This window comes from Nocardia sp. CNS-044, from assembly GCF_059570515.1.
Map to the genome: position 1 here is coordinate 499,300 of NZ_JCANSX010000010.1, position 21,676 is coordinate 520,975.

17 protein-coding genes and 2 pseudogenes are annotated in these 21,676 nt (G+C 69.5%); 13 read left to right on the forward strand and 6 right to left on the reverse strand.

Annotated features, from left to right (window positions below; translation table 11 throughout):
• The first annotated feature begins 60 nt into the window (after positions 1 to 60).
• Positions 61 to 735: an MspA family porin gene (locus T333_RS28230; protein WP_355003663.1), complete on the forward strand. Its 675-nt coding sequence runs from the start codon at positions 61 to 63 to the stop codon at positions 733 to 735.
• 118 nt (positions 736 to 853) lie between these two features.
• Here the strand turns inward: T333_RS28230 and T333_RS28235 are convergent, their stop codons facing one another.
• The 4 genes from T333_RS28235 to T333_RS28250 form a co-directional block, all read right to left on the reverse strand.
• Positions 854 to 1,057: a hypothetical protein gene (locus T333_RS28235; protein ID WP_355003664.1), complete on the reverse strand. Its 204-nt coding sequence runs from the start codon at positions 1,055 to 1,057 to the stop codon at positions 854 to 856.
• Between the two features lie 284 nt (positions 1,058 to 1,341).
• A complete protein-coding gene (locus T333_RS28240) occupies positions 1,342 to 2,730 on the reverse strand; it encodes an ATP-binding protein (RefSeq protein ID WP_496426388.1) in 1,389 nt (462 codons plus the stop codon).
• Positions 2,717 to 3,421, reverse strand: coding sequence for a response regulator transcription factor (locus T333_RS28245; RefSeq protein WP_355003666.1), 705 nt, complete (start codon positions 3,419 to 3,421; stop codon positions 2,717 to 2,719). The genes T333_RS28240 and T333_RS28245 overlap by 14 nt, the downstream gene beginning before the upstream one ends.
• A gap of 135 nt (positions 3,422 to 3,556) precedes the next feature.
• Entirely contained in the window at positions 3,557 to 4,267 is a 711-nt protein-coding gene (locus tag T333_RS28250) for a hypothetical protein (RefSeq protein WP_496426389.1), read from the reverse strand.
• A 126-nt stretch (positions 4,268 to 4,393) separates the two neighbouring features.
• Here T333_RS28250 and T333_RS28255 point away from each other — a divergent pair, with 126 nt between their 5' ends.
• The 11 genes and pseudogenes from T333_RS28255 to T333_RS28305 all read left to right on the forward strand — a co-directional run.
• Positions 4,394 to 5,440, forward strand: coding sequence for a FecCD family ABC transporter permease (locus T333_RS28255; protein WP_496426390.1), 1,047 nt, complete (start codon positions 4,394 to 4,396; stop codon positions 5,438 to 5,440).
• A gap of 40 nt (positions 5,441 to 5,480) precedes the next feature.
• Complete coding sequence (locus T333_RS28260) at positions 5,481 to 6,602, forward strand: FecCD family ABC transporter permease (protein ID WP_496426391.1); 1,122 nt, start codon at positions 5,481 to 5,483, stop codon at positions 6,600 to 6,602.
• Positions 6,599 to 7,432: an ABC transporter ATP-binding protein gene (locus T333_RS28265; protein WP_355003670.1), complete on the forward strand. Its 834-nt coding sequence runs from the start codon at positions 6,599 to 6,601 to the stop codon at positions 7,430 to 7,432. Before T333_RS28260 ends, T333_RS28265 begins: the two co-directional genes overlap by 4 nt.
• A gap of 100 nt (positions 7,433 to 7,532) precedes the next feature.
• Positions 7,533 to 7,925, forward strand: coding sequence for a BlaI/MecI/CopY family transcriptional regulator (locus tag T333_RS28270; RefSeq protein ID WP_067778283.1), 393 nt, complete (start codon positions 7,533 to 7,535; stop codon positions 7,923 to 7,925).
• A gap of 77 nt (positions 7,926 to 8,002) precedes the next feature.
• Positions 8,003 to 8,941: a M56 family metallopeptidase gene (locus T333_RS28275; protein ID WP_355003672.1), complete on the forward strand. Its 939-nt coding sequence runs from the start codon at positions 8,003 to 8,005 to the stop codon at positions 8,939 to 8,941.
• A 125-nt stretch (positions 8,942 to 9,066) separates the two neighbouring features.
• Positions 9,067 to 10,380 (forward strand): annotated as a pseudogene (locus tag T333_RS28280) (DEAD/DEAH box helicase); the annotation flags it as partial.
• 601 nt (positions 10,381 to 10,981) lie between these two features.
• Positions 10,982 to 11,827 carry a DMT family transporter gene (locus tag T333_RS28285; protein ID WP_496426392.1) on the forward strand — a complete coding sequence of 282 codons (846 nt, stop codon included), beginning with the start codon at positions 10,982 to 10,984 and terminating at the stop codon, positions 11,825 to 11,827.
• A gap of 168 nt (positions 11,828 to 11,995) precedes the next feature.
• Positions 11,996 to 13,432 carry a GuaB1 family IMP dehydrogenase-related protein gene (locus T333_RS28290; RefSeq protein ID WP_355003675.1) on the forward strand — a complete coding sequence of 479 codons (1,437 nt, stop codon included), beginning with the start codon at positions 11,996 to 11,998 and terminating at the stop codon, positions 13,430 to 13,432.
• A 264-nt stretch (positions 13,433 to 13,696) separates the two neighbouring features.
• Positions 13,697 to 15,085, forward strand: coding sequence for a hemolysin family protein (locus T333_RS28295; RefSeq protein ID WP_496426393.1), 1,389 nt, complete (start codon positions 13,697 to 13,699; stop codon positions 15,083 to 15,085).
• On the forward strand, positions 15,078 to 16,142 hold the full coding sequence (locus tag T333_RS28300) for a hemolysin family protein (protein WP_355003677.1): 1,065 nt from the start codon (positions 15,078 to 15,080) through the stop codon (positions 16,140 to 16,142). The genes T333_RS28295 and T333_RS28300 overlap by 8 nt, the downstream gene beginning before the upstream one ends.
• Positions 16,143 to 17,022: 880 nt before the next feature.
• Positions 17,023 to 17,643 (forward strand): annotated as a pseudogene (locus T333_RS28305) (3-methyladenine DNA glycosylase); the annotation flags it as partial.
• 171 nt (positions 17,644 to 17,814) lie between these two features.
• Here the strand turns inward: T333_RS28305 and T333_RS28310 are convergent.
• Together T333_RS28310 and T333_RS28315 are read right to left on the reverse strand one after the other, a co-directional pair.
• Complete coding sequence (locus T333_RS28310; protein ID WP_357249246.1) at positions 17,815 to 18,666, reverse strand: ABC transporter permease; 852 nt, start codon at positions 18,664 to 18,666, stop codon at positions 17,815 to 17,817.
• Complete coding sequence (locus tag T333_RS28315; protein WP_357250055.1) at positions 18,663 to 19,649, reverse strand: ATP-binding cassette domain-containing protein; 987 nt, start codon at positions 19,647 to 19,649, stop codon at positions 18,663 to 18,665. Before T333_RS28315 ends, T333_RS28310 begins: the two co-directional genes overlap by 4 nt.
• 495 nt (positions 19,650 to 20,144) lie before the next feature.
• Between T333_RS28315 and T333_RS28320 the strand changes: the two genes are divergently transcribed.
• Entirely contained in the window at positions 20,145 to 21,536 is a 1,392-nt protein-coding gene (locus tag T333_RS28320) for an IS1380 family transposase (protein WP_496423424.1), read from the forward strand.
• Positions 21,537 to 21,676 lie beyond the last annotated feature (140 nt).

The window sequence follows — 21,676 nt, forward strand, 5'->3', positions numbered from 1 at the left end:
AGTGGTCCACGAAACACACTCGCGCTGAAGCGACTTCAACCCTCGAGGGGCAATACAACCATGATCGATCGCAAGAGCATCGCACGGGCGGCGGGGCTCGGCGCCGCGGCCACCGTCGCGGTGGGCCTGTTCTCCACCGGCGCCGCGCACGCCGACACCTTCGTCCCGCTGCCCGGCGGCGAGATCACCAAGACCCTGTCCGACGGCACCGTCGTCACGGTGCGCCTGGTCGGCGAGTCCGCCACCATCAGCCCGTCGCTCGGTTCGACCCCGGTGCACCGCAACGCCTGGGTGTCGGCCAGCGCGCAGGTCGAGCTGTCCGGTCCGAACGCCAAGGGCGGCAAGATCTACCCGGGTTACGTCGTCGGCTGCCAGGTCAACATCGACGGCGGCGGCGTCGAGGGCGGCGTCAGCGGCGAGCTGGACTGGAGCGGAGACCAGGTGGAGCCGAACGTCGGCGCCGAGAGCGGCGGCGAGCTGTCGCTCGGCCCCGGCCAGGCCAAGTCGTTCTACGTCCTCGACATCGAGGAGGCCGACGACTTCGGCAACGAGTCGCACGAGAAGCGCAACAAGTTCAAGGGCACCAGCGGCAGCGTCACCTGGGCCGACACCACCATCGGCCTGTCCGGCTGCGGTGGGTACGCGCAGGCGCGCTCGTTCGTCAAGGTGAAGGTCGAGACCACCAACGTGATGTCGGTGATCACGCTGTGGGGCAAGCCCTTCAGCATCGGCTGATCTCGCCACCAGAGTCATCGGGGCCCGGCGTCGACACGCCGGGCCCCGGTCGTTTTCCATCGAAACACCCGCGCTGCCAGGCGTTCCGAAACGGACTCGGCTCGTAGCCGAAAGGCGCTCAGCGGGACCAGAGTTCGGTGTTCGGCAGCGAGGCCAGCTCCGCGTGCACCTGGTCGTCGACGGTGACGCTCACCCCGTAGCGGCCCAGTTCGACGGACAACCTGTGCGCGACGGCCGCGGAGGCGCGATATTCGAGGACGGCTCCCCCCTCGGGGAAACGCAGCCGCACGCGGACCTCGTCCGCGGACTCGTCGGCCGTCATGACCCCGCTCGACGGGCGCGCACGCCCGTTGGGGCACCGGAACCTCCGGTGGCACACCGCTGGGTTCGTCGGTCGCGCGCTCGGCTCATCGGGCGGTCGATCCGCCGAGGCACTGCGTCCTCCTCCGTGACGAACTACGGTGTCCGGCCGGGGATTCCGGTGTCCTCTTGGGTGCGCAACACTGCGATCGCGGGAACCGCGCACGACTCCACGACCGGGGCTGCCTCACGGTGATCATGGTGACCGAGCTTCATTGCGACGATTCGATCGATCAGTTTGCGATCTCATGACGAACCCGCGACCGCGGGCAGGACCACCACGAAACGCGCACCGCCCCCGGGCCGTTCGACGCATGCGATGGCGCCGCGGTGCGCGGCCACCGTCTCCGCGACGAGGGCGAGTCCGATGCCGGTGCCCGCCGTGGACCTCCTGCTCGTGCGGACCGTCGCGAAACGCTCGAAGATGCGCTCGCGGTCGGGCTCCGGGACGCCGGGACCGGCGTCGTCGACGGCCAGCACGGCGTGCTGCCCTTCCCTGCCGACCCGCACCCCCACGACGCCGTCCCCGTGCCGGTCGGCGTTCTCCAGCAGGTTCGCCACCGCGCGCTCCAGCTCGATCTTGCGGCCCTCGACGACGACGTCCGCCTCGACGTGCAGCAGCGCGGTGTCGTAGTTGCGCGCCGCGAGGGTGTTGGCCAGCAGCTCGCCGAGCGAGAGCGGCTCCAGATCCGAGCGGTGGATGCCCGCCTCCGCCCTGGCCAGCGCGAGCAGATCCTCCAGCAGGCGGCGCAGGTGGTCGAGTTCGGCGTTCACCAGGCCGAGTGCCTGGCGCGGCCGCTCGGGCAGTTCCTCGGTGTGCCTGTTCATCACGGCGACGCCGGTGGTCAGCGTGGTCAGCGGGGTGCGCAGCTCGTGGCCGATGTCGGAGACCAGCCTGCGCTCGCGCTCGATGCGCCGCTGCAGCGCGTCGACCATCGCGTTGAACGCGTCCACCGTGGTCGAGAGGTCCCGGTCGCGGGAGATCGGCAGCCGGATCTCGTGCTCCCCCGCGGCGATTCGGGCGGCGGTCCTGGCGACTTGGCGCAGCGGCTTCAGCGCGTGGTGGCTTGCCCACACGCCGAGCGCCGCGCCGATCGCGACCGCGGCGAGTCCGCAGACGATCAGCACGTTGCGCAGCATGCGCAGGGTGGCCTCCAGTTCGGTCAACGGCGCGAATTCGTAGAGCACACCGCCCTTTTCGCCCAGTACGACCCCGGTCCGCAGGAATGACTGCCCGTCGAGGGTGACGCGTTCGGTAGGTCCCGGCCCGCGCCGGCCGTGGCCCTGCGGCAGCACGACCGCGGGATCGGAATCGAAATCCGGGTCGCTGCTGAACCATTCGGAGTTCCACCGCAGCAGCAGCACGGTGTCGGGCGGCGGGTTCAACGCGCTCAGCGCGGTGGCGCCGCTCGCGCCGGGGTCGTCGAGCAGGGCGCGCAGCATTTCGGCGTGCGCCTCCGCACCCCGCTCCACCACCCGGACGCGCTGGGATTCCATGTAATCGCGGCCGATCATGAAGACGGACGCGACGAGAACCAACGCCACCAGGCTCGCGCTGGACGCGAAGGCGAAGACCACACGCCCGCGCAGACTCCGCAGCGGAACCAGCGCGCAGCGGCGATCAGTCCTGGACATCGAGGCGATAGCCGAGGCCGCGCACGGTGACGATGAGGCGAGGATCGGACGGGTCGCGCTCGATCTTGGTGCGCAGCCGCCGCAGGTGCACGTCGACGATCCGTTCGTCACCGAAGAAGCCGCGGTCCCAGACCCGGTCCAGCAGCACGGGACGACTCAACACGAAGCCGGGGTTCTCGGCCAGTTCACACAGCAGCCGGAATTCGGTGAGCGTGAGGTGCAGGTCGTCCCCGCCGCAGCGAACCGTGCCGCGCTGCGGCGAAAGCACAAGGCGGCGAGCGCCGTCCAGCACGATGTCCTGGGGCGCGTCGCGTTCGGCGGTCAGACCCGCGCGCCTGCGCAGCGCACGCATGCGGGCGGTGATCTCCTTGACCTCGAACGGCTTGGTGACGAAATCGTCCGCACCCGCCTCCAGGGCGGCCACGACGTCGTGGGTGTCGTCGCGGGCGCTGACCACGATGATCGGCACCTGGTGCTCGCGCCGGATCTCCCGGATGCAGGTGAACCCGTCCATGCCGCCGAGCATCAGATCGATGATCATCACGTCCGGTGCGCCGTTGTCGCGCAGATGATCCAGCGCTGTCTCGGCCGCTTCGGCCTCGGCGACGTCGTAGCCCTCGTCCTCCATCGCCAGCCGCAACGCGGTCCGTACCCGGTCGTCGTCCTCGACGATCATCAGCTGCGTACTCATCGCCACTCCTCGCGCTGACAATCAGAGCCTCCCGAGACACCGACGCGCCGCGTCAGCATCGGCCGCGGTTCACCGGCGCGCAGAATACCCAACCCAGATGACGGCGAAACGCCTCCGCGGCGAACGCGGGTGAACTCAGCGAGCCAGGCAGGCGGCGCGGCGGACCGGCAGTCCGCGCTCCTCCAGCGCGAGCAGCAGTCCTTGTCCGCGCCGGGCACCGTCCTCGGCGTTCGTGCGGGCCAGATCCGGCACGTAAGTCGCGGCGCCGACGAGGGATTCGCCGACCAGCGACCAGAACCGCCGCGCGCTCAGACCGGCACAACGGGCGAGGCCGTGCTGGATCAGGGTCAGCGACGGTTCGCAGCGATGCGCCAGCCAGACGAACATGGCGCGCTCGCAGGGCAGCGTCACCACACCGGGCTCCCCGCTGGATCGTTCGCCGTCGATCGCGCGAATGGTGATGTCCTCCACACCCGCCCAGTCGATGCCGCCGTCGTTGTCGTGGTGCACCCAGAGGTTCTCCAGGCCGGGATCCCATGCTTTGCCCTCGGCGACGAGCAGCGCGGCAACCCGCCCGATCACCGCGTGGATCAGCGCGGTCGCGACCACTTCGGCGGCGGTGTCGGCGCTGATCATCTCGGCGGCGTGACGGCGGTACATCAGCTCGATGCGACCTTCGCGGAGGCCTTCGGAAAGCTTCCACCACCGGCGTTTGCCCTGATCACCCATGGCGGCAACGGCATACACTCGCGGATGCTCCGGTTGCAAGGCCCGCAGCCGGGTGCAGGCACGACCGAACGCCACCTCGGCGTCGCGGACCTGACGGGTTGTCATTGGCTCGAGCATCGAACCTCCTCGGGATCGGCTCCTCATAGAGTCGAGTTCGGAAGATAGGTTAGGCTTACCCAACCTGGCAACCCCGGGGCACAACATCGGTTCAGCACCACAACGAGTCAGGAGCACTACGTCGCCGTGACACCCCTTGGCACCGTGAGGCGGCGTCGCCTGACCGGCCTTGTCCTCCTGTTCGCGCTGTTGTTCCTGGCCGCGGTGGCCAGCATCGCGCTCGGTTCCCGCTCGCTCGCGCCCGGCACCGTCTTCGACACCGTGCGCGACGCGTTGACCTGCCCGGGCGGCCCCTTCAGCTGCCCGGCGCAGACCGCCGAGGACCAGATCGTGCGGTCGCTGCGGTTGCCGCGCACGGCGCTCGCGGTGCTCGCCGGCATCGCGCTCGGCGTCACCGGCGCGCTTGTCCAGGGCTACACCCGAAACCCGCTGGCGGACGCGAGCCTGCTCGGATTGAATTCCGGCGCCGCGTTTCTCGCCGCGCTGAGCATGTACGTATTCGGCTTCACCATGCCGGAGCAGTACATCTGGTTCGCGTTCGCCGGAGCATTGCTGACCGGACTCGCCGTCTTCGGTTTCTCGTCCATCGGCGGCGGCAAGGCCAGCCCGCTCAGCCTGGTGCTCGCGGGCGCCGCGCTCACCGCGTTCCTACAGGCCATGACGAACGCCATTGTGCTGCTGGACCCCGCGGCGCTGGACACCTATCGCTTCTGGGTGGTCGGCGCGGTCGCCGGGCGGGACGCGCACGTGTTCTGGCAGGTGCTGCCGTTCTTGGCAATAGGTTTGGTGCTCGCCGTCGTGGCCGCGCCCGGTCTCAATCTGCTCACCCTCGGCGACGAGGTCGCGCGCGGACTCGGCGTGCACGTCGGCCGCAGCCGCGCGCTCGGGCTCACCGCGGTAGTGCTGCTGTGCGGCGGCGCGACCGCGGCCGTCGGGCCGATCGCCTTTCTCGGACTCATCGTCCCGCACGCCGCGCGGATGTTCACCGGACCCGACTTCCGCTGGCTCATCCCCTATTCGGGCTTGCTCGGCGCGCTGCTGCTGCTGGTCGCCGACGTCGCGGGCAGGCTCGTCGCGCGGCCCGGCGAGCTCCAGGCCGGTGTGATGCTCGCCCTCGTCGGCGCGCCGTTCTTCATCGCGCTCGTGCGCCGCCGAAAGCTGGTGAACCTGTGAGACTCGAACGCTCCGGCACCGCGACCACCGGGAGGACACGGTGAACGTCGACGTGAGAACCACGGACGCGCAGCCCGATTCGGCAGGCCTGCGGAAGGTGCGGCCCGCCTTGCGGATCGGTCCGGTCTCGCTGGTGCTGCGACCGGTGATGGTCGCGACCGTGCTAGCGCTCGCCGCGCTCGCCTTCGCGCTGTTCTGCGTGGACATCGCCGTGGGCGACACGCACATTCCGATCGGGCGGGTGCTCGACGTGCTCTCCGGCGGCGGCAGCCGATCGCAGCGCTACATCGTGCTGGACTCGCGGCTGCCGCGGGCACTCACCGCCCTGGTCGTGGGCGCGGCGCTCGGCCTGGCGGGCGCGATCACGCAATCGATCCTGCACAACCCGCTGGCCAGCCCGGACATGCTCGGCATCACCACCGGCGCCAGCCTCGGCGCGGTGTCGGTGCTCGTCGCCACCGGCGGCGCCACGACAGGTTTCGCGGCCACCCTCGGCGCGCCGCTGGCCGCGCTGCTCGGCGGATTGCTCACCGCCGCCGTGATCTACGCGCTCGCGCTCGGACGCACGGCCACCGGCGAATTCGGCGCGACCGGTCTGCGGCTGGTGCTCATCGGCATCGGCGTCAACGCGCTGCTCATGGCGGGCATCAGCTGGGTGCTCACCCTAGGGACCTGGCAGGACGCCTCCCGCGCACAGCTGTGGCTGACCGGATCGCTCAACGGTTCCACCACGAACCAGCTGGTGCCCGCGACACTGGCGCTGGCTTTCGTCGCGCTCGTCGCCGTGGGTTCGGCGCGCACACTGGCGGCGCTGCGGCTCGGCACCGAGACCACCCGTGCGCTCGGCGTGCGAATCCAGACCCAGCAGGCCATCCTGATCGGCTCGTCGGTGGTGGCCGCCTCGGTCGCGACCGCGGCCGCCGGTCCGATCGCGTTCGTCGCGCTGGCCGGGCCGCAGATCGCGCGGCGGCTGCTGCGCACGCCGGGCGAACCGTTGATCGGTTCGGCGCTGATCGGTGCGATCCTGGTGGTCGGAGCGGACGCGGCCGCGCGCACGCTGTTCCCGATCGACCTGCCCGTCGGCATCGTGACCGCCGGGTTCGGCGGACCGTTCCTGCTGTACCTGCTCGTGCGTCTGAACCGGAAGGCGACCCTGTCATGACCGTCACCACCACCGCCACCGCGCACCAGCTGGCCGCAGCGGACATCAGCCTCGGCTACGGCGACCGCGTCATCGTCGACGGACTCACCCTCGACATCACCCCCGGCGTGATCACCACCGTCATCGGGCCCAACGGCTGCGGCAAGTCCACCCTGCTGCGCTCGCTCGGCCGGTTGCTGCGGCCGCGCGAGGGCCGGATCCTGTTGGACGGCAAGGCCATTTCCTCGATGAAGACCAAGGACGTCGCGCGGGTGGTCGGCATGCTGCCGCAGACGCCGGTCGCGCCGGAGGGATTGACGGTCGCCGACCTGGTCGCGCGCGGGCGTCATCCGCACCAGTCCTGGATCCGGCAGTGGTCGGCGGCCGACGAGACGGAGGTGATGACCGCGCTCGAGCAGACCGGCATCGCCGACCTGGCCGACCGCGCGCTCGACGAGCTCTCCGGCGGCCAGCGCCAGCGCGCCTGGATCTCCATGGCGCTGGCGCAGGGCACCGACATCCTGTTGCTCGACGAGCCGACGACCTACCTCGATCTCGCGCATTCGCTCGAGGTCCTCGATCTGGTCGACCGGCTGCACGACGATCTCGGCCGCACCGTGGTGATGGTGCTGCACGACCTGAACCTGGCCATCCGGTACAGCGATCAGCTCGTCGTCATGCACGCCGGACGGATCGTCGCGCAGGGCGCCCCCGGCGACATCGTCACCGCCGCACTGCTGAAAGAGGTCTTCGGGTTGGACGCCTCGGTGCTCGAGGACCCGGTGTCCGGCAGACCGATGATCGTCCCGATCGGCACCCGGCACGTGCTGCCCAGCGCGACCGCGGATTGATCCAGCCGATTCGCGAGGTATGACCAATACCACACAGCTACCGGACAGTTACGACAGGGTGTAGTACGCATTCGTGTCGTTGGGTCCGTAAACTTGGGGAATGGCAGGACTCGGTGAACTCGAGAAAGCGGTCATGGACCAGTTGTGGTCGAGCGACGAACCGCAGACCGTCCGGCAGGTGCACGAGGCACTGGCCGCGCGCCGCGAACTCGCGTACACCACGGTGATGACCGTGTTGCAGCGACTCGCCAAGAAGAACTTGGTGGTCCAGCGGCGTGACGACCGCGCGCATCGGTACGCGCCCGTGCACACCCGCGACGAACTGGTCGCCTCGCTCATGGTGGACGCGCTGCAACAGGCCGACGCCGCGGGCAGCCGCGCCGCCGCGCTGGTGCATTTCGTGGAGCAGGTCGGACGTGACGAAGCGGATGCGCTCCGCGAGGCACTCGCTAAGCTCGAAGCATCCGAAGGCAACCAACCACCGCCCAAGTAGTATCGGGGATGGCCGCACGGCCCCCGGGCCTCACAAAGCCGTGAGCGCCAGGCCCCACAACGCAGTGAGCTGAGTCGATGAACGCAACCGCGCCGGTCTTCGCCGGTCTCGCCTTGCTTCTCGCGGGGCCCGCCCCTGCGCTGCTCAGCCGCGCGACCTGGCCGTATCGGACACCCCGCGCGGCACTGGTGTTGTGGCAGGCCATCGCGCTCGCCGCCGTGCTCAGCGCCTTCGGTTCCGGTCTCGCCATCGCCGCCGAACTGCTGGTGCCCGGGCCCGACGGACGTCCCACCACCTCCCCCACCCGCGAAATCGACGCGCTGGGCCTGCCACTGTGGCTGGCCTACGTCACCGTCTTCGCGCTGACCCTGTTGATCGGCGCGCGGCTGATCTTCTCGGTGATCCGGGTCGGGGTGCACACCCGCAGGCGCCGGGCACGGCACCGGATGCTGGTCGACCTGCTCGACCAGAGCGGTCCACACCGGCCCGCGCACGACATCCGGGTGCTCGCCGCGCCCGAACCCATCGCCTACTGCCTGCCCGGTCTGCGCCAGCGGGTCGTGCTCAGCGCGGGCACGCTGACCAACCTGGATCACTCCGAGGTCAAGGCGATCGTCAGCCACGAGCGCTCGCACCTGCGGGCCAGGCACGATCTGGTGCTCGAGGCGTTCACCGCGGTGCACGAGGCGTTTCCGCGGGTGGTGCGCAGCAAGGCCGCGCTCGGCTCGGTCAAGCTGCTCATCGAGTTGCTCGCCGACGACTCCGCCGTCAAGGTCACCGGTCCCAAACCGCTCGCGCGGGCACTGGTGGCGTGCGCGAAGTCGACCGCGCCGCAGGGCGCGCTCGCCGCGGGCGGGCCGACCACGCTGATCCGCATCCAGCGGCTGAGCGGGCGGATCGGCGATTTCCGGATCGCCTCGGCCGCGTACCTCGGCTCGGTCGCCATCCTCGTCGTTCCCACGTTGGCCGTCGCGGTACCCTGGCTGGTCGAACTCAGTCGGTTGTTCCGCCACTGACCTCCTCGATCCGGCGGTCGCGCCGGTCGCCTCGCTTCACCCCGTTCAGGACGTCGCGGTCCGCCGCGCCCGTTCGCGTGCCGAGCAGTCGTCGCGCACGTCGAAACACGAAAGGCCCCCACCCTTTGACTCCCTCGCCCGCCGCCGCGGCGCCCAGCGTCACCTTCGCTGATCTGGGCCTGCCCGTTCCGCTCGTCCAGGCGCTACGCCGCGACGGCATCGAGGCGCCCTTCCCCATCCAGGCCGCGACGGTCCCGGACACGCTGGCGGGCAAGGACGTCCTCGGCCGCGGCCCGACCGGATCCGGCAAGACCCTCGCCTTCGGGCTACCCATGCTGGCGCGGCTCGCGGGCGGCGCCGCCAAACCGGGACGGCCGCGCGGACTGGTGCTGGTGCCGACCAGGGAGCTGGCCGCGCAGATCGAGCGCGCGCTCGACGAGCCCGCGCTCGCGCTCGGCCTGCGCATCGCCTCGGTGGTGGGCGGCTCGCCGATCAAGCGCCAGGCCGATCGGTTGGCGCGCGGCGTCGACCTGCTCATCGCCACCCCCGGCCGGTTGCAGGACCTGATCCTGCAAGGCTCGGCCGACCTGTCCGACGTGCTGATCACCGCGCTGGACGAGGCCGACCACATGGCCGACATGGGCTTCCTTCCGCAGGTCACCAAGTTGCTCGACCGGACGCCGAAGGACGGTCAGCGCTTGCTGTTCTCCGCGACCCTGGACGGCGAGGTCGACAAGCTGGTCAAGCGATACCTGCGCTCGCCGGTGACGCACTCCACCGCGCCGCCGTCGGCCGCTGTCGCCACCATGTCGCACCACCTGCTGTACGTGCGCAAGAACGACAAACGCGACGTCGTCGCCGAGATCGCGTCCCGCGACGGGCTCACCATCCTGTTCGTGCGCACCAAGCACGGGGCGGACCGGCTGGCCAAGCAGCTGCGCGCGGCCGGTGTGGCGGCGGGCGCGTTGCACGGCGGCAAGGCGCAGAACAACCGGACGCGCACGCTCGCGGCCTTCGCCGACGGCAGCGTCCCGGTGCTCGTGACCACCGACGTCGCCGCGCGCGGCATCCACGTCGACGGTATCTCCCTCGTCGTGCACGTCGACCCGCCCGCTGAGCCCAAGGCCTATCTGCACCGGGCGGGCCGCACCGCCCGCGCGGGCGAGGACGGCGTCGTCGTCACCTTGGTCACCGAGGTGGAGCGGACCGACGTGGAGAAGATGACCCGCAAGGCAGGGGTGGATATCGAGGGTCTCGAGGTCGCACCCGGGGATCGCCAGCTGGCCGCGATCACGGGTGCGCGGAGGCCGTCGGGAGTTCCGATCATCCTGCCCGGCGCCGCAGTGGTGAAGTCCGAAGGGGCAGGCGAACGCGGGGCAGCGAAGTCCAACGGACGCCGGGCGTCCTCGAGTGCGAAGTCCACCAGGAACCGGAGCGCCGCGGGTGCGGATACCACCGGGAACCGGGCTGCCACAGGCGGAAAGTCCAGCCGCCGTGGGCCTGCCGCAGGTGCGAAGCTCGGCGGACCTCGAGCCGCCGCGGCGACGAAGTCCGATGGACGCACCGCTGCTGTACGTGCCGACGGTGTTCGTTCGACCGAAAGCCGCGGCCACGCAGTCGAACCCGCGCGCCGATCGACCGCGGACGGCACGTCGGCTCCGAACCGCCGTCGCACAGACACCCGCGACCGCATCGCGCCCCGCTCCGACGGCTCCGCTCCGGCCCCCCGCACTCGCTCCGGCCGCCGCTCCGCCGACCCCACGCCGACCCGCGACACCACGGGCCAGCCCCGTCGCCGCGGCACCGGCGGCCAGCGCCGCCGCAGCAGCTGACCACCTCGCGCGCACTGGGTCTCGCTCACCGACACACGGTCCCGGCTCGGCGTGTCCCGCACACCTCTCGCACGCCTCGCGCGAGCACTGCGGCTGTTCGGCCGGTAGCTGGTGGATGGCAGGCGCGACACGCCCGGGATGCATGGGCGACGCGCCGAATGGGTGCCCGCGTATCGGCAGGTCCGCTAATTCGGGGCAAACTGCTTTGATGCCGCATCATCCGTTGGGGGCCGTGGTTTGCGCGCTCGTCGCCGCGTTGTTGTTCGCGGTGGCGGCGGTGGCGCAGCAGCGGGCCGCGGCGGCGGTGCCGGAGGAGCAGTCGCTGGTCGGGGCGCTCGTGCGCAGTCCGCGGTGGTGGGCCGGTGTCGGCGGGGACGTGGGCGGGTACGGGATGCAGGTCGCGGCGCTCGCGCTGGGGCCGGTGCTGCTGGTGCAGCCGATTCTGGTCAGTTCGCTGGTGTTCGCACTGCCGCTGTCGGCGCGGCTCAATCGACGGCGGGTCGGGGCGCGCAACTGGGCGGCCGCGTCGGCGCTCGTCGCGGCGCTGGCCTGCTTCCTCCTCGTCGGCAATCCTTCCGAAGGCGATTCGACTGCGCCACTACGGGATTGGGTGGTCCCGCTGGCGGTCCTGCTCGGCGCGATCGTCGCCGCGGTCGCCGTCGCGCTCGGCAGCGCCGACCGCGGCCGCCGCGCGTTGCTGTTCGGCGCGGCGGGCGGCGCGCTGTACGGGCTGGCCGCCGCGCTGACCTCCTACGTCACCGATCTGTTCGAGCACGGCATCGGCCACGTCCTCGGCAGCTGGCAGACGTGGGCGCTGGTCGCCTCCGGCCTGGTCGGCGTCTACTTCCAGCAGCGCGCTTTCCAAGCCGGTTCGCTCACCGCGTCCCTCCCCGCCGTCACCATCGCCGAACCGCTGGCCGCCGCCTTCCTCGGCCTCACCGTGCTCGACGAAAACCTGCGCACCAACGATTTCGGAGTGCTGATCACCGCGCTCGCCGTAGTCGTCATGTGCGCCACCACAATCCAACTCTCCCGCGCACAAGCCGCCGCCTGACGACTCGAGTCGCACACGGGCCGGTGCCGATCCCCTGTCGGCGTTGTCCGCTCGAAGCACCGGCGACGAGTCCGACACACGGACGCCCAGTCCCGCCAGTTGGGACCGGCGCCCCGCTGCGCCGGAGAATCGCCGCGCAACCCCGAGCTCACGGTTAGTATGGGTCAAGTGCAGTTTCTCCCTGGACACCAGCCGCCGTACGACCTCACCTACGACGACATCTTCCTCGTCCCGAACCGGACCGACGTCGCGTCCCGATTCGACGTGGACCTGTCGACCGTCGACGGTTCCGGCACCACCATCCCCATCGTCGTGGCGAACATGACCGCGGTCGCGGGCCGCCGCATGGCCGAGACGGTCGCGCGGCGCGGCGGCATCGTCGTCCTACCGCAGGACCTGCCGATCAGCGCGGCCGCCGACACCATCGCGTTCGTCAAGAGCCGCTCGCTCACCGCCGACACCCCGGTCACGCTGGACCCGGATCGGTCGGTCTCCGAGGCCGTGGCGCTGATGCACAAGCGCGCGCACGGAGCTTTGGTCGTGGTCGAGGGCGGCAAGCCGGTCGGCGTGGTCACCGAGGGCTCCTGCACCGATGTGGACCGTTTCGCCCGGCTGCGCGAGGTGGCCGTCACCGATTTCGTGCAAGCGCCCGCCAGCACCTCCCCCCGCGAACTGTTCGATCTGCTCGAGTCCGAGCACGCGCATCTTGCCGTGCTCACCGCCGAGGACGGCTCGCTGACCGGCGTGATGACCCGCACCGGCGCCATCCGCGCGGGCATCTACCAGCCCAACGTCGACGGCAACGACCAGCTGCGCGTCGCGGCCGCGGTCGGCATCAACGGCGACGTGGCCGCGAAGGCCAAGGCGCTGGTCGACTCGGGCGCCGACCTGCTCGTCATCGACACCGCGCACGGCCACCAGGCGAAGATGCTCGAAACGTTGCGCGCCGTAGCCGATCTCGGCCTCGGCGTGCCGCTGGTCGCGGGCAATGTGGTCTCGGCGGAGGGCACCCGCGATCTCGCCGCGGCGGGCGCGGACATCGTCAAGGTCGGTGTCGGCCCCGGCGCCATGTGCACCACGCGGATGATGACCGGCGTCGGTCGCCCGCAGTTCTCGGCCGTGGCCGAATGCGCCACCGCCGCAAAGGAACTCGGCGTGCACATCTGGGCCGACGGCGGTGTCCGGCACCCGCGCGACGTGGCGCTGGCGCTGGCCGCGGGCGCGTCCAACGTGATGATCGGTTCCTGGTTCGCGGGCACCTACGAGTCCCCCGGCGATCTCCGGGTGGACCGCGACGGCAACGCCTACAAGGAGAGCTTCGGCATGGCCTCCAAGCGCGCCGTCGCCGCGCGCACCGCCACCGACAGCGGCTTCGATCGGGCGCGCAAGGCACTGTTCGAGGAGGGCATCTCCAGCTCGCGTATGCGACTGGACCCCGAGCGCCCCGGCGTGGAGGATCTGATCGACCACATCTGCTCCGGCGTGCGCAGCGCCTGCACCTACGCGGGCGCCCGCACCCTCACCGAGTTCCACGACAAGGCCGTGCTCGGCGTGCAGTCCGCGGCGGGTTTCGCGGAAGGACGTCCGCTGCCCAGCGGATGGTGAGCACCGACACGCGAACAGCGCCGTTACCGGCCGACGCGCTTCACCGCGTCGGCCGGTAACATGGTGGTTGCCGGGTCCGCCCGGCGCCACGATTCCGCATGCCGAAAGGAACAAGTTGTCACCCGCGTCCGAGGGCGCCGCACAGGAGGGCTCCTCTACCGAGCCGGGTGACAAACCCGGCGCTCTCCTTCTCGCAGCAAGCCAGCCCGAACCAGCTCGTCCCCGCGCGTCCCGTGATTCCGCGCTCCGCGGGCGGTGTTGATCGTGTCCACCGTCCTCACGATTCTCAGCCTGGTCGGGTTCGTCGCACTCACCGCAGGCACCGCGCTGTTCGTCGCGGCCGAATTCTCTCTCACCGCCCTGGAACGCAGCACCGTCGAGGCGCACGCCCGCACCGGTGACGTGCGCTCGCGGATGGTCCGGCAGGCGCACCGCACGCTGTCGTTCCAGCTGTCCGGCGCCCAGCTCGGCATCACCATCACCACGCTGATCACGGGTTACATCGCCGAGCCGGTGATCGCGCGACTGCTCGCGCCGGTGTTCACCACGATCGGCCTGAACTCGAGTGCGGCCAACGGCGTCTCACTAGCGCTCGCCCTGGTGCTGGCCACCTCGCTATCGATGATCTACGGCGAGCTGGTGCCCAAGAACATCGCCATCGCCAAGCCGATGGCGACCGCGCGGATGACCGCGGGCCCGATGGTCGGCTTCTCGGTGGTGTTCAAGTGGATGATCCACTTCCTGAACAGCACCGCGAACTGGGTGGTGCGCCGCCTCGGCGTGGAGCCCGCGGAGGAGTTGCGCTCGGCGCGTTCGCCGCAGGAGCTCGGCTCGCTGGTGCGCACCTCGGCGCAGCGCGGCGCGCTCGATCAACGCACCGCGCTGGTGATGGACCGCTCGCTGCAGTTCGGCGAGCGCAGCGCCGAGGAGCTGATGACGCCGCGGGTGAAGGTGGAGTCGCTGGACAAGTCCGACACCATCGCCGACCTGATCGCCGCCGCCAGCCGCACCGGCTACTCGCGGTTCCCGGTGATCGACGGCGATCTCGACAACACCCTCGGCGTGGTGCACGTCAAGCAGGCGTTCACCCATCCCGCGAACGCGCGGCGCACCATCCCGCTGCAGCTGCTGGCGCGTCCCGTTCCGGTGGTGCCCGCCAGCCTCGACGGTGACGAGGTGCTCGAACGCGTCCGCGCCGACGGTATGCAGGTCGCGCTGGTCGTCGACGAGTACGGCGGCACCGCGGGCATGGTCACCATGGAAGACCTGATCGAGGAGATCCTCGGCGACGTGCGCGACGAGCACGACGAAGAGGAGCGCGACGTGCGGCGGGTCTCCGACGGCTGGGACTGCTCGGGCCTGCTGCGCATCGACGAGGTCTCCCGCGCCACCGGCTACGACGCGCCCGAGGGCGAATACGAAACGCTCGGCGGCCTGGTGCTGACGGGTCTCGGCCGCATCCCGGTGGTCGGCGACGAGGTGGTGCTGCCGAATTCGAACGCCAGCCACCGACACTCGTACGAAGCCGACCAGGGCGGCTGGATCGCCAAGGTCGAACGCATGGACGGCCGCCGCATCGACCGCGTCCGCCTGATCCCCGTCACCCCGGAGGCGCTGATCGCCCACACGTCGCAGGAGCACAGCCATGGGTGATCTGTTCGGTGTCCTGCTCACGGTGGTGCTGCTCGCGGGCAACGCCTTCTTCGTCGCCGCCGAATTCGCGCTGATCTCCGCGCGGCGCGACCGCCTCGAGGCGCTGGCCGCCCAGGGCAAGCGCAACGCCACCACGGTCATTCGGGCCGGTGAGAACCTGTCGATGATGCTGGCCGCCGCGCAGCTCGGCATCACGATCTGTTCGATCCTGCTCGGCCGCGTCGGTGAACCGGCCGTCGCGCACCTGCTGGAGGGGCCGTTCGAGCTGCTCGGCCTGCCCGACCAGCTGCTGCATCCGGTGGCCTTCGCCATCGCGCTGACCATCGTGGTGATCCTGCACATCCTCTTCGGCGAGATGATCCCGAAGAACATCGCGCTGGCCGGACCGGAACGCAGTGCGCTGCTGCTCGTTCCGATGCACCTGGTGTGGTTGCGGATCGCTCGTCCGCTGATCGCGATCTACAACCTGGCGGCGAATCTCTCGCTGCGGCTGCTGCGCATCGAGCCCAAGGACGAGCTCGAGGCCACCGTGTCCAGCGTGGAGCTCGCCGAGATGATCGGCGAGTCCCGTTCGGAGGGTCTGCTCGACGAGGAGGAGCACCGCCGCCTGACCCAGGCGCTCGGCACGTCCGATCGGATCGTCGCCGACGTGATGGTGCCGCTGGCCACGACCCGCTCGGTGCCGTTGCGCGGCAACGGAACCACGCTCGGCGACATCGAGACCGCGGTCACGGAGACCGGCTTCTCCCGCTACCCGGTGCGCGCGAGCGACGGTTCGCTGGTCGGCTACCTGCACGTGAAGGACGTGCTGGACAAGGTCGCCGACGAGTCGGCGGGCCCGAACACTCCGATCCCGCGCACCGACATCCGCCCGCTGCCGACGGTCGGCACGGGCACCACGCTCTTCGAGGCACTGGCCCGTCTGCGCCGCACCAGCAGCCACTTGGGTCGCGTCGTCGACACCCGCGGCAACACCGTGGGCATCGTCGCGCTGGAGGATCTGGTCGAGGAGTTCGTCGGCACGGTTCGCGACACCACCCACCGGATCGCCGAATGACGTGGGGCGTCACCGGGGTCCAGCGCGGTATCCAGCCGCGCCGCGCGGTGGCGCCGTGCGGGTTCCCGACCGACGGTTCGGCAGCGCCCGTCGTCATGGGCGACGGTGGGGTACTGCCGCTGGTCATCGCCCGCGAATGCGCGCCAGGTGGCTCACCCGGACTCCGCCCGGCGGACTTCGCACCCGGATCGCCTTCACTCGTCCAGCCCGCGCGACGCTCGGTGACGGCGTCGTTGGTACGGCGGCGGTTCGCGGACGGCCTGCGTATCTCGCCCGATCGTCACGAGTCGCGCGAGGAGTCGGCGTGACGGTCGACAGGGTGCTGGCGGAATCGGAGTGGCGCGAGCGCGCCGCCGCGTATCGGGCGCGGTTGGACGAGCTCGTCGGACCGTATCTGGAGCGACGGGCCGCCGGTAAAACGCATCCAGTGGTCGACTTCCTGTTCACCTATTACGGCAACAAGCCCGCCCAGTTGCGCCGGTGGCATCCCGGGTTCGGTGTCGCGTTGGCCGGGGCCCGCGAGTACGAAGGGGCCCGGGGCTACCGCCGGGTCTCGGAGGCCGAGTGGTCCGGCCAGCTCGGGGCGCACGAGCTGTCCCCGCAAGTCGCCACAGCCGAGCGGTCCGGCCCGGCGGGTGCTTCTGAGCGCCCCCACCAAGTCGCGATACGCGAGCGGCCATACCTCGCCGCGGCGCTGGAGCAGTCCAGCCCGGCCGCGGCACCCGAGCGATCCAGCCCTACCGCGGCACCCGAGTTCTCCAACCAGGTCGCAGCGAGCGAGCAGACCGGCCCGGCCGCGCTTCCCGACGGAACCGGCCGGGTAGCAGCGGACGAGCTGACCGGCGAACGCACGGCCGGGCGGGGTCCGGGGGTCGTGTACGCGGCGGATCCCGCGTACCTCGCACGCCGCCGCGACACCCTTGAATTCGTCGCGAGCCTGTTGCGCGCCACGGCCTCCCGGCCCGCGCAGCTGTCCTGTTTCGGACTGCACGAGTGGGCGATGGTCTACCGCACCGACGACGTCCGCCACCGGCAGGTGCCACTGCGGCTGGGATCCGCGGGCACTGATGCGGTGGTCGAAGCGATGTCGTTGCGCTGCACCCACTTCGACGCGTTCCGCTTCTTCACGCCGGAGGCCGTCGGCCGCAACGCCCAGCCGCTCACCCGCGCCGACCAGGTCGCCAGGGAACAACCGGGTTGCCTGCACGCGAACATGGATCTCTACAAGTGGAGCTTCAAACTCGTTCCGCTGGTCCCCTCCCAGCTGGTTTTGGACTGCTTCGAATTGGCCTGCGACGCACGCGAACTCGATATGCGCGCCAGCCCCTACGACCTCACCGACTTCGGCTACACCCCGATCCCCATCGAAACCCCGTCCGGGCGTGCGGAGTACGTCCGCCGCCAGGCCGAGATCGCCGAGCGAGCCGCAACCTTGCGCACTACCTTGCTCGACGCCTGCGAACACCTGCTCGCGGCGAGTGCCGATCACGTCGCCAGGTGATCAGGCTGCCGAAAGCATAGAGAAGTCTCAACCGGCGCGCCGCAGACTCCGCACCCAGGTCATTTCACCGGTCCCCATTCGCCTTCACATTCCGGCAAGTCCGCCTGAGCTGAGAGGTGGGCTGGGGGTGGCACCGCGCAGCGATGCCACCCCCGGGTTGCCTACGCGGACCTAGCCGCGCCTGCGCTTGTTGTAGAAGTACATGGTCAACGGGAAGAAGATCACCAGTAGCACAGCCGAGGACAACAGCACGAGCAGCAACTGCCCCGCGGTCACGTCACCCTTCATCAGGCCACGGGCGGCAGTCGCCGCGTGACTGACCGGATTGATGTCGACGATGAACTGCATCCAGCGGGGCATGGTTGCCGAGTCGACGAAGACGTTGCTGAGGAAGGCCAGCACCATCAACAACATGCTGCAGGTGAGCAGTGTTTCCGTCTTCTTGGCGAGCACGCCGATCACGGTGAAGATCCACGCGAACGAGAACGAGAACACCAGCAGCAGCAGGATGGCGAAGATCAGACCGATCGCGCCCGCCTCCGGCCGGTAGCCGAGCAGCATCCCGAGACCGGCGGTGAACACCAGCGCGAACAGGTACCGGCCCAAGTCGGCGACCATGGTGCCGACCAGAACGGCCGGCTGCCAGAACGGCATGGACCGGAACCGGTCGAAGATGCCCTTGACGATGTCGGAATTCACCGCGATGCCGGTGCTCGCCGTCTGCGTCACCGCGCCGACGACCAGCACGCCCGGCAGAAAGTACTGCAGGTAGTCGTCCGTCGATCCGGCGAACGCACCGCCGAACAAGTATTGGAATACCAGCAGGAAGATGATCGGCATCAGCATGATGTCGAAGAGGACTTCGACTGCCGAGTTCTTCATTTTCAGCAGCGCCCGCTCAGCCAGGGCGAACGTGGCCGTGACGGGATTGGACCGCGGCGGTGCCCCGTTGGCCAGCAGAACCGAATCCAGAGGGTCGACGATGCCTGCTCGCGGGGAAACTGTCATGTTCGGGGTGCTCACGCCGCATCCTCCTCGTTCTCAATGGCGGTGTCGTCTTCGGCGGGATGACCGGTCAGTTCCAGGAACACCTCATCGAGGCTCGGCTGGCCGAGCGCGTAACTGACGATGTCGATTCCGGACTGTGCGAGCACGCCGAGCGCGTGCGCGACCCGTCCGGTATCGGAGACGGCGGCCGAGAGCGTCGCCGGATCGGATCCGAGGTGCACCGAGACGCCGAGCAGCTCGGCCAGAACGGATTCGGCTTCGCCCCGCTGCTGCGGGTCGCGCACCCGGACGTGCAGCGCGCCCGAGCCGACAGAAGCCTTGAGCTCGCTGGGGGTACCCTCGGCGACGACCTTGCCGTGGTCGATCACCGCGATTCGGTCGGCGAGTTGGTCGGCCTCGTCGAGGTATTGGGTAGTGAGCACCACCGTGGTCCCCCGGGCGACCACCCCGCGGACGAGATCCCAGACCTGGTTGCGGCTGCGCGGATCCAAACCGGTGGTCGGCTCGTCGAGGAAGATGAGCAGTGGGGTGCTGACGACGCTCGCCGCGATGTCCAGCCTGCGGCGCATCCCGCCGGAGTAGGTCGAGGCCTTTCGGTCGGCCGCATCGGCGAGGCCGAACGCGTCCAAGAGGTCGTCGGCCTTCTGTTTGGCCGTAGCGCAGGGGTACCCGAGCAACCTCGCCAGGAGCACCAGGTTCTGGCGGCCGGTGAGATCCTCGTCGACGGAAGCGAACTGGCCCGTCAGACCGACCAGTTTGCGCACCGACTCGGCTTCGGCCACGACATCGTGACCGAAAACCCGTGCCGTACCACCATCCGGTTGTAGCAGCGTGGCGAACATCCTGAGCGCGGTGGTCTTCCCGGCCCCGTTTGGGCCGAGAACGCCGTAAACATGTCCGCTCTGCACGGCAAGTTCGAGACCGTCCACCGCACGAGTTTCTCCGAAAACCTTGACGAGGCCATTGGCCTCCAAGGCAAGAGAGGAATTCACTTTCAGCTCCCCAGAGAATAGTTGACCCACTCCGTGGACGAATGCGTTCTTACCGTTGAATCCATTGATCGGGCCCACGGGTCGGGTGGAGCGCGCTGCCCCGATCAGGAGGCTACACGAGATGCCTTCCGACCGCCTATGAGTGTCACGAACTTATAACAAACAGCCTCTGAGCTGCGCTGGAATACGCGCCCTATAGCGGCAGTCCCTATTGCAATATTATCCGACTAATAGGTCTGTTTAATAGCGCTATTCGACTGTGGATATAGCCGACCGATGCTTGTCTGTCAGCTGCCCCAGCAACGGAACGAGCTCGTTGGGACTCGGCTCGGCCAGCATTTCCTGGCGGATACGTTCCGCGCTTTCGGTGAACGACGGCTCAGCCTCGATCCACCGACGGGCTTGCGCCCGTCGGTGTTGTTTGAATGAGAAAGTGCCCTTCGAGCTGGGATGATTGCTGTTGTCTAGGCAACAATCGTGCAGTTCAGAAGGGCACTTCGAGTGCAAGTTTCTCATAGGTTCGCCGCGGAGTCTGCGGTGTTCGACGATGACAATCTCGTGGCGTTGGCCGGGCTGGTGCCGGTGATGCGGCTGGCGGAGCGAACCGGGCTGGTAGAGGCGCTGGCGGAGAACGTGATGATCACCGCACCGCGGATCGAGTCCGGGTCGGCGAATCCGGCGCCGAAGCTGGCCACGCTGATCGCGGGGATGTGTTCTGGGGCGGACAGCATCGACGATGTCGGCGTGCTGCGCAGCGGCGGCATGGCCACTGTGTTCGATCGGGTGTATGCGCCGTCGACGATCGGAACTTTGTTGCGGGAGTTCACCTTCGGGCACGCTCGCCAGCTCGAGGCGGTGCTGCGAACGCATCTGGCCCGGTTGTGTGATCGGGTGGAGTTGCTGCCGGGTGCCGGGGTGCGGGCATTCGTCGATATCGACTCGCTGCTGCGCCCGGTGTACGGGTATGCCAAGCAGGGTGCCTCCTACGGTCACACCAAGATCGCAGGCAAACGCATTCTCCGGAAAGGACTTTCGCCGCTGGCTACCACGATCAGTACCGATCTCGCGGCGCCGGTGATCGCCGGGATGCGGTTACGTGCCGGAAGAACCGGCTCGGGCAAGGGCGCCGGCCGGATGGTCGCCCAGGCCGTCGCCACCGCGCGGGCGGCCGGAGTCACCGGCGAGATCCTGGTCCGTGGCGATTCGGCCTACGGCACCCGCGCGGTGGTCGGTGCGTGCCGACGCGCCGGTGTTCGGTTCTCGCTGGTACTCACGAAGAACCGTGCCGTGCAGCGAGCGATCGCGGCGATCGGCGAGGATGCGTGGACTCCGGTGAAATATCCGGGCGCGGTCCGCGATCCCGACACCGGGGAGTGGATCTCCGACGCCGAGGTCGCCGAAATCGGTTATACCGCTTTCGCTTCCAAACCCGACGCGGTCACCGCCCGGCTGATCGTGCGCCGCGTCCGCGACGCCGCCCGCCAGGACGAACTGTTCCCGGTCTGGCGATATCACCCGTTCTTCACCGACTCCGCCGAACCCACCGTCGACGCCGATATCACCCACCGCCGCCACGCCGTCATCGAGACCGTGTTCGCGGATTTGATCGACGGCCCGCTCGCTCACATGCCGTCGGGTCGTTTCGGCGCGAATTCCGCCTGGGTGTTGTGCGCGGCGATCGCACACAATCTGCTGCGCGCCGCCGGCACGCTCGCCGACCCGAGTCTGGGCAGAGCCCGCGGCACCACGCTGCGACGCAAGATCATCGCCGTTCCCGCTCGTTTCGCTCGCCCGCAGCGAAAACCTGTGCTGCACCTACCCACTCACTGGCCCTGGGTCGCTGCCTGGCAGCAGTTGTGGCACGCCACCACCACTACACTCTCGACCTGCTGATCGCACGCAAGCCATCCCTACAACCAGGAAAAACAGTGGAAAAGCTGGGCAGACCAGCGGCTACCTCACGCCCGAGACCCGATGGTCCGCGCGCCGCGGGCGCGCGGACCATCCCCGAGACCCGTCGGTGGATCGAGGCT

Excerpts from the sequence above, each read along its gene's own strand:
- T333_RS28230 (WP_355003663.1), top strand. The coding sequence starts at position 61 with ATGATCGATCGCAAGAGCATCGCACGGGCGGCGGGGCTCGGCGCCGCG.
- T333_RS28235 (WP_355003664.1), bottom strand. The coding sequence starts at position 1,057 with ATGACGGCCGACGAGTCCGCGGACGAGGTCCGCGTGCGGCTGCGTTTC.
- T333_RS28240 (WP_496426388.1), bottom strand. The coding sequence starts at position 2,730 with ATGTCCAGGACTGATCGCCGCTGCGCGCTGGTTCCGCTGCGGAGTCTG.
- T333_RS28245 (WP_355003666.1), bottom strand. The coding sequence starts at position 3,421 with ATGAGTACGCAGCTGATGATCGTCGAGGACGACGACCGGGTACGGACC.
- T333_RS28250 (WP_496426389.1), bottom strand. The coding sequence starts at position 4,267 with ATGCTCGAGCCAATGACAACCCGTCAGGTCCGCGACGCCGAGGTGGCG.
- T333_RS28265 (WP_355003670.1), top strand. The coding sequence starts at position 6,599 with ATGACCGTCACCACCACCGCCACCGCGCACCAGCTGGCCGCAGCGGAC.
- T333_RS28270 (WP_067778283.1), top strand. The coding sequence starts at position 7,533 with ATGGCAGGACTCGGTGAACTCGAGAAAGCGGTCATGGACCAGTTGTGG.
- T333_RS28275 (WP_355003672.1), top strand. The coding sequence starts at position 8,003 with ATGAACGCAACCGCGCCGGTCTTCGCCGGTCTCGCCTTGCTTCTCGCG.
- T333_RS28285 (WP_496426392.1), top strand. The coding sequence starts at position 10,982 with ATGCCGCATCATCCGTTGGGGGCCGTGGTTTGCGCGCTCGTCGCCGCG.
- T333_RS28300 (WP_355003677.1), top strand. The coding sequence starts at position 15,078 with ATGGGTGATCTGTTCGGTGTCCTGCTCACGGTGGTGCTGCTCGCGGGC.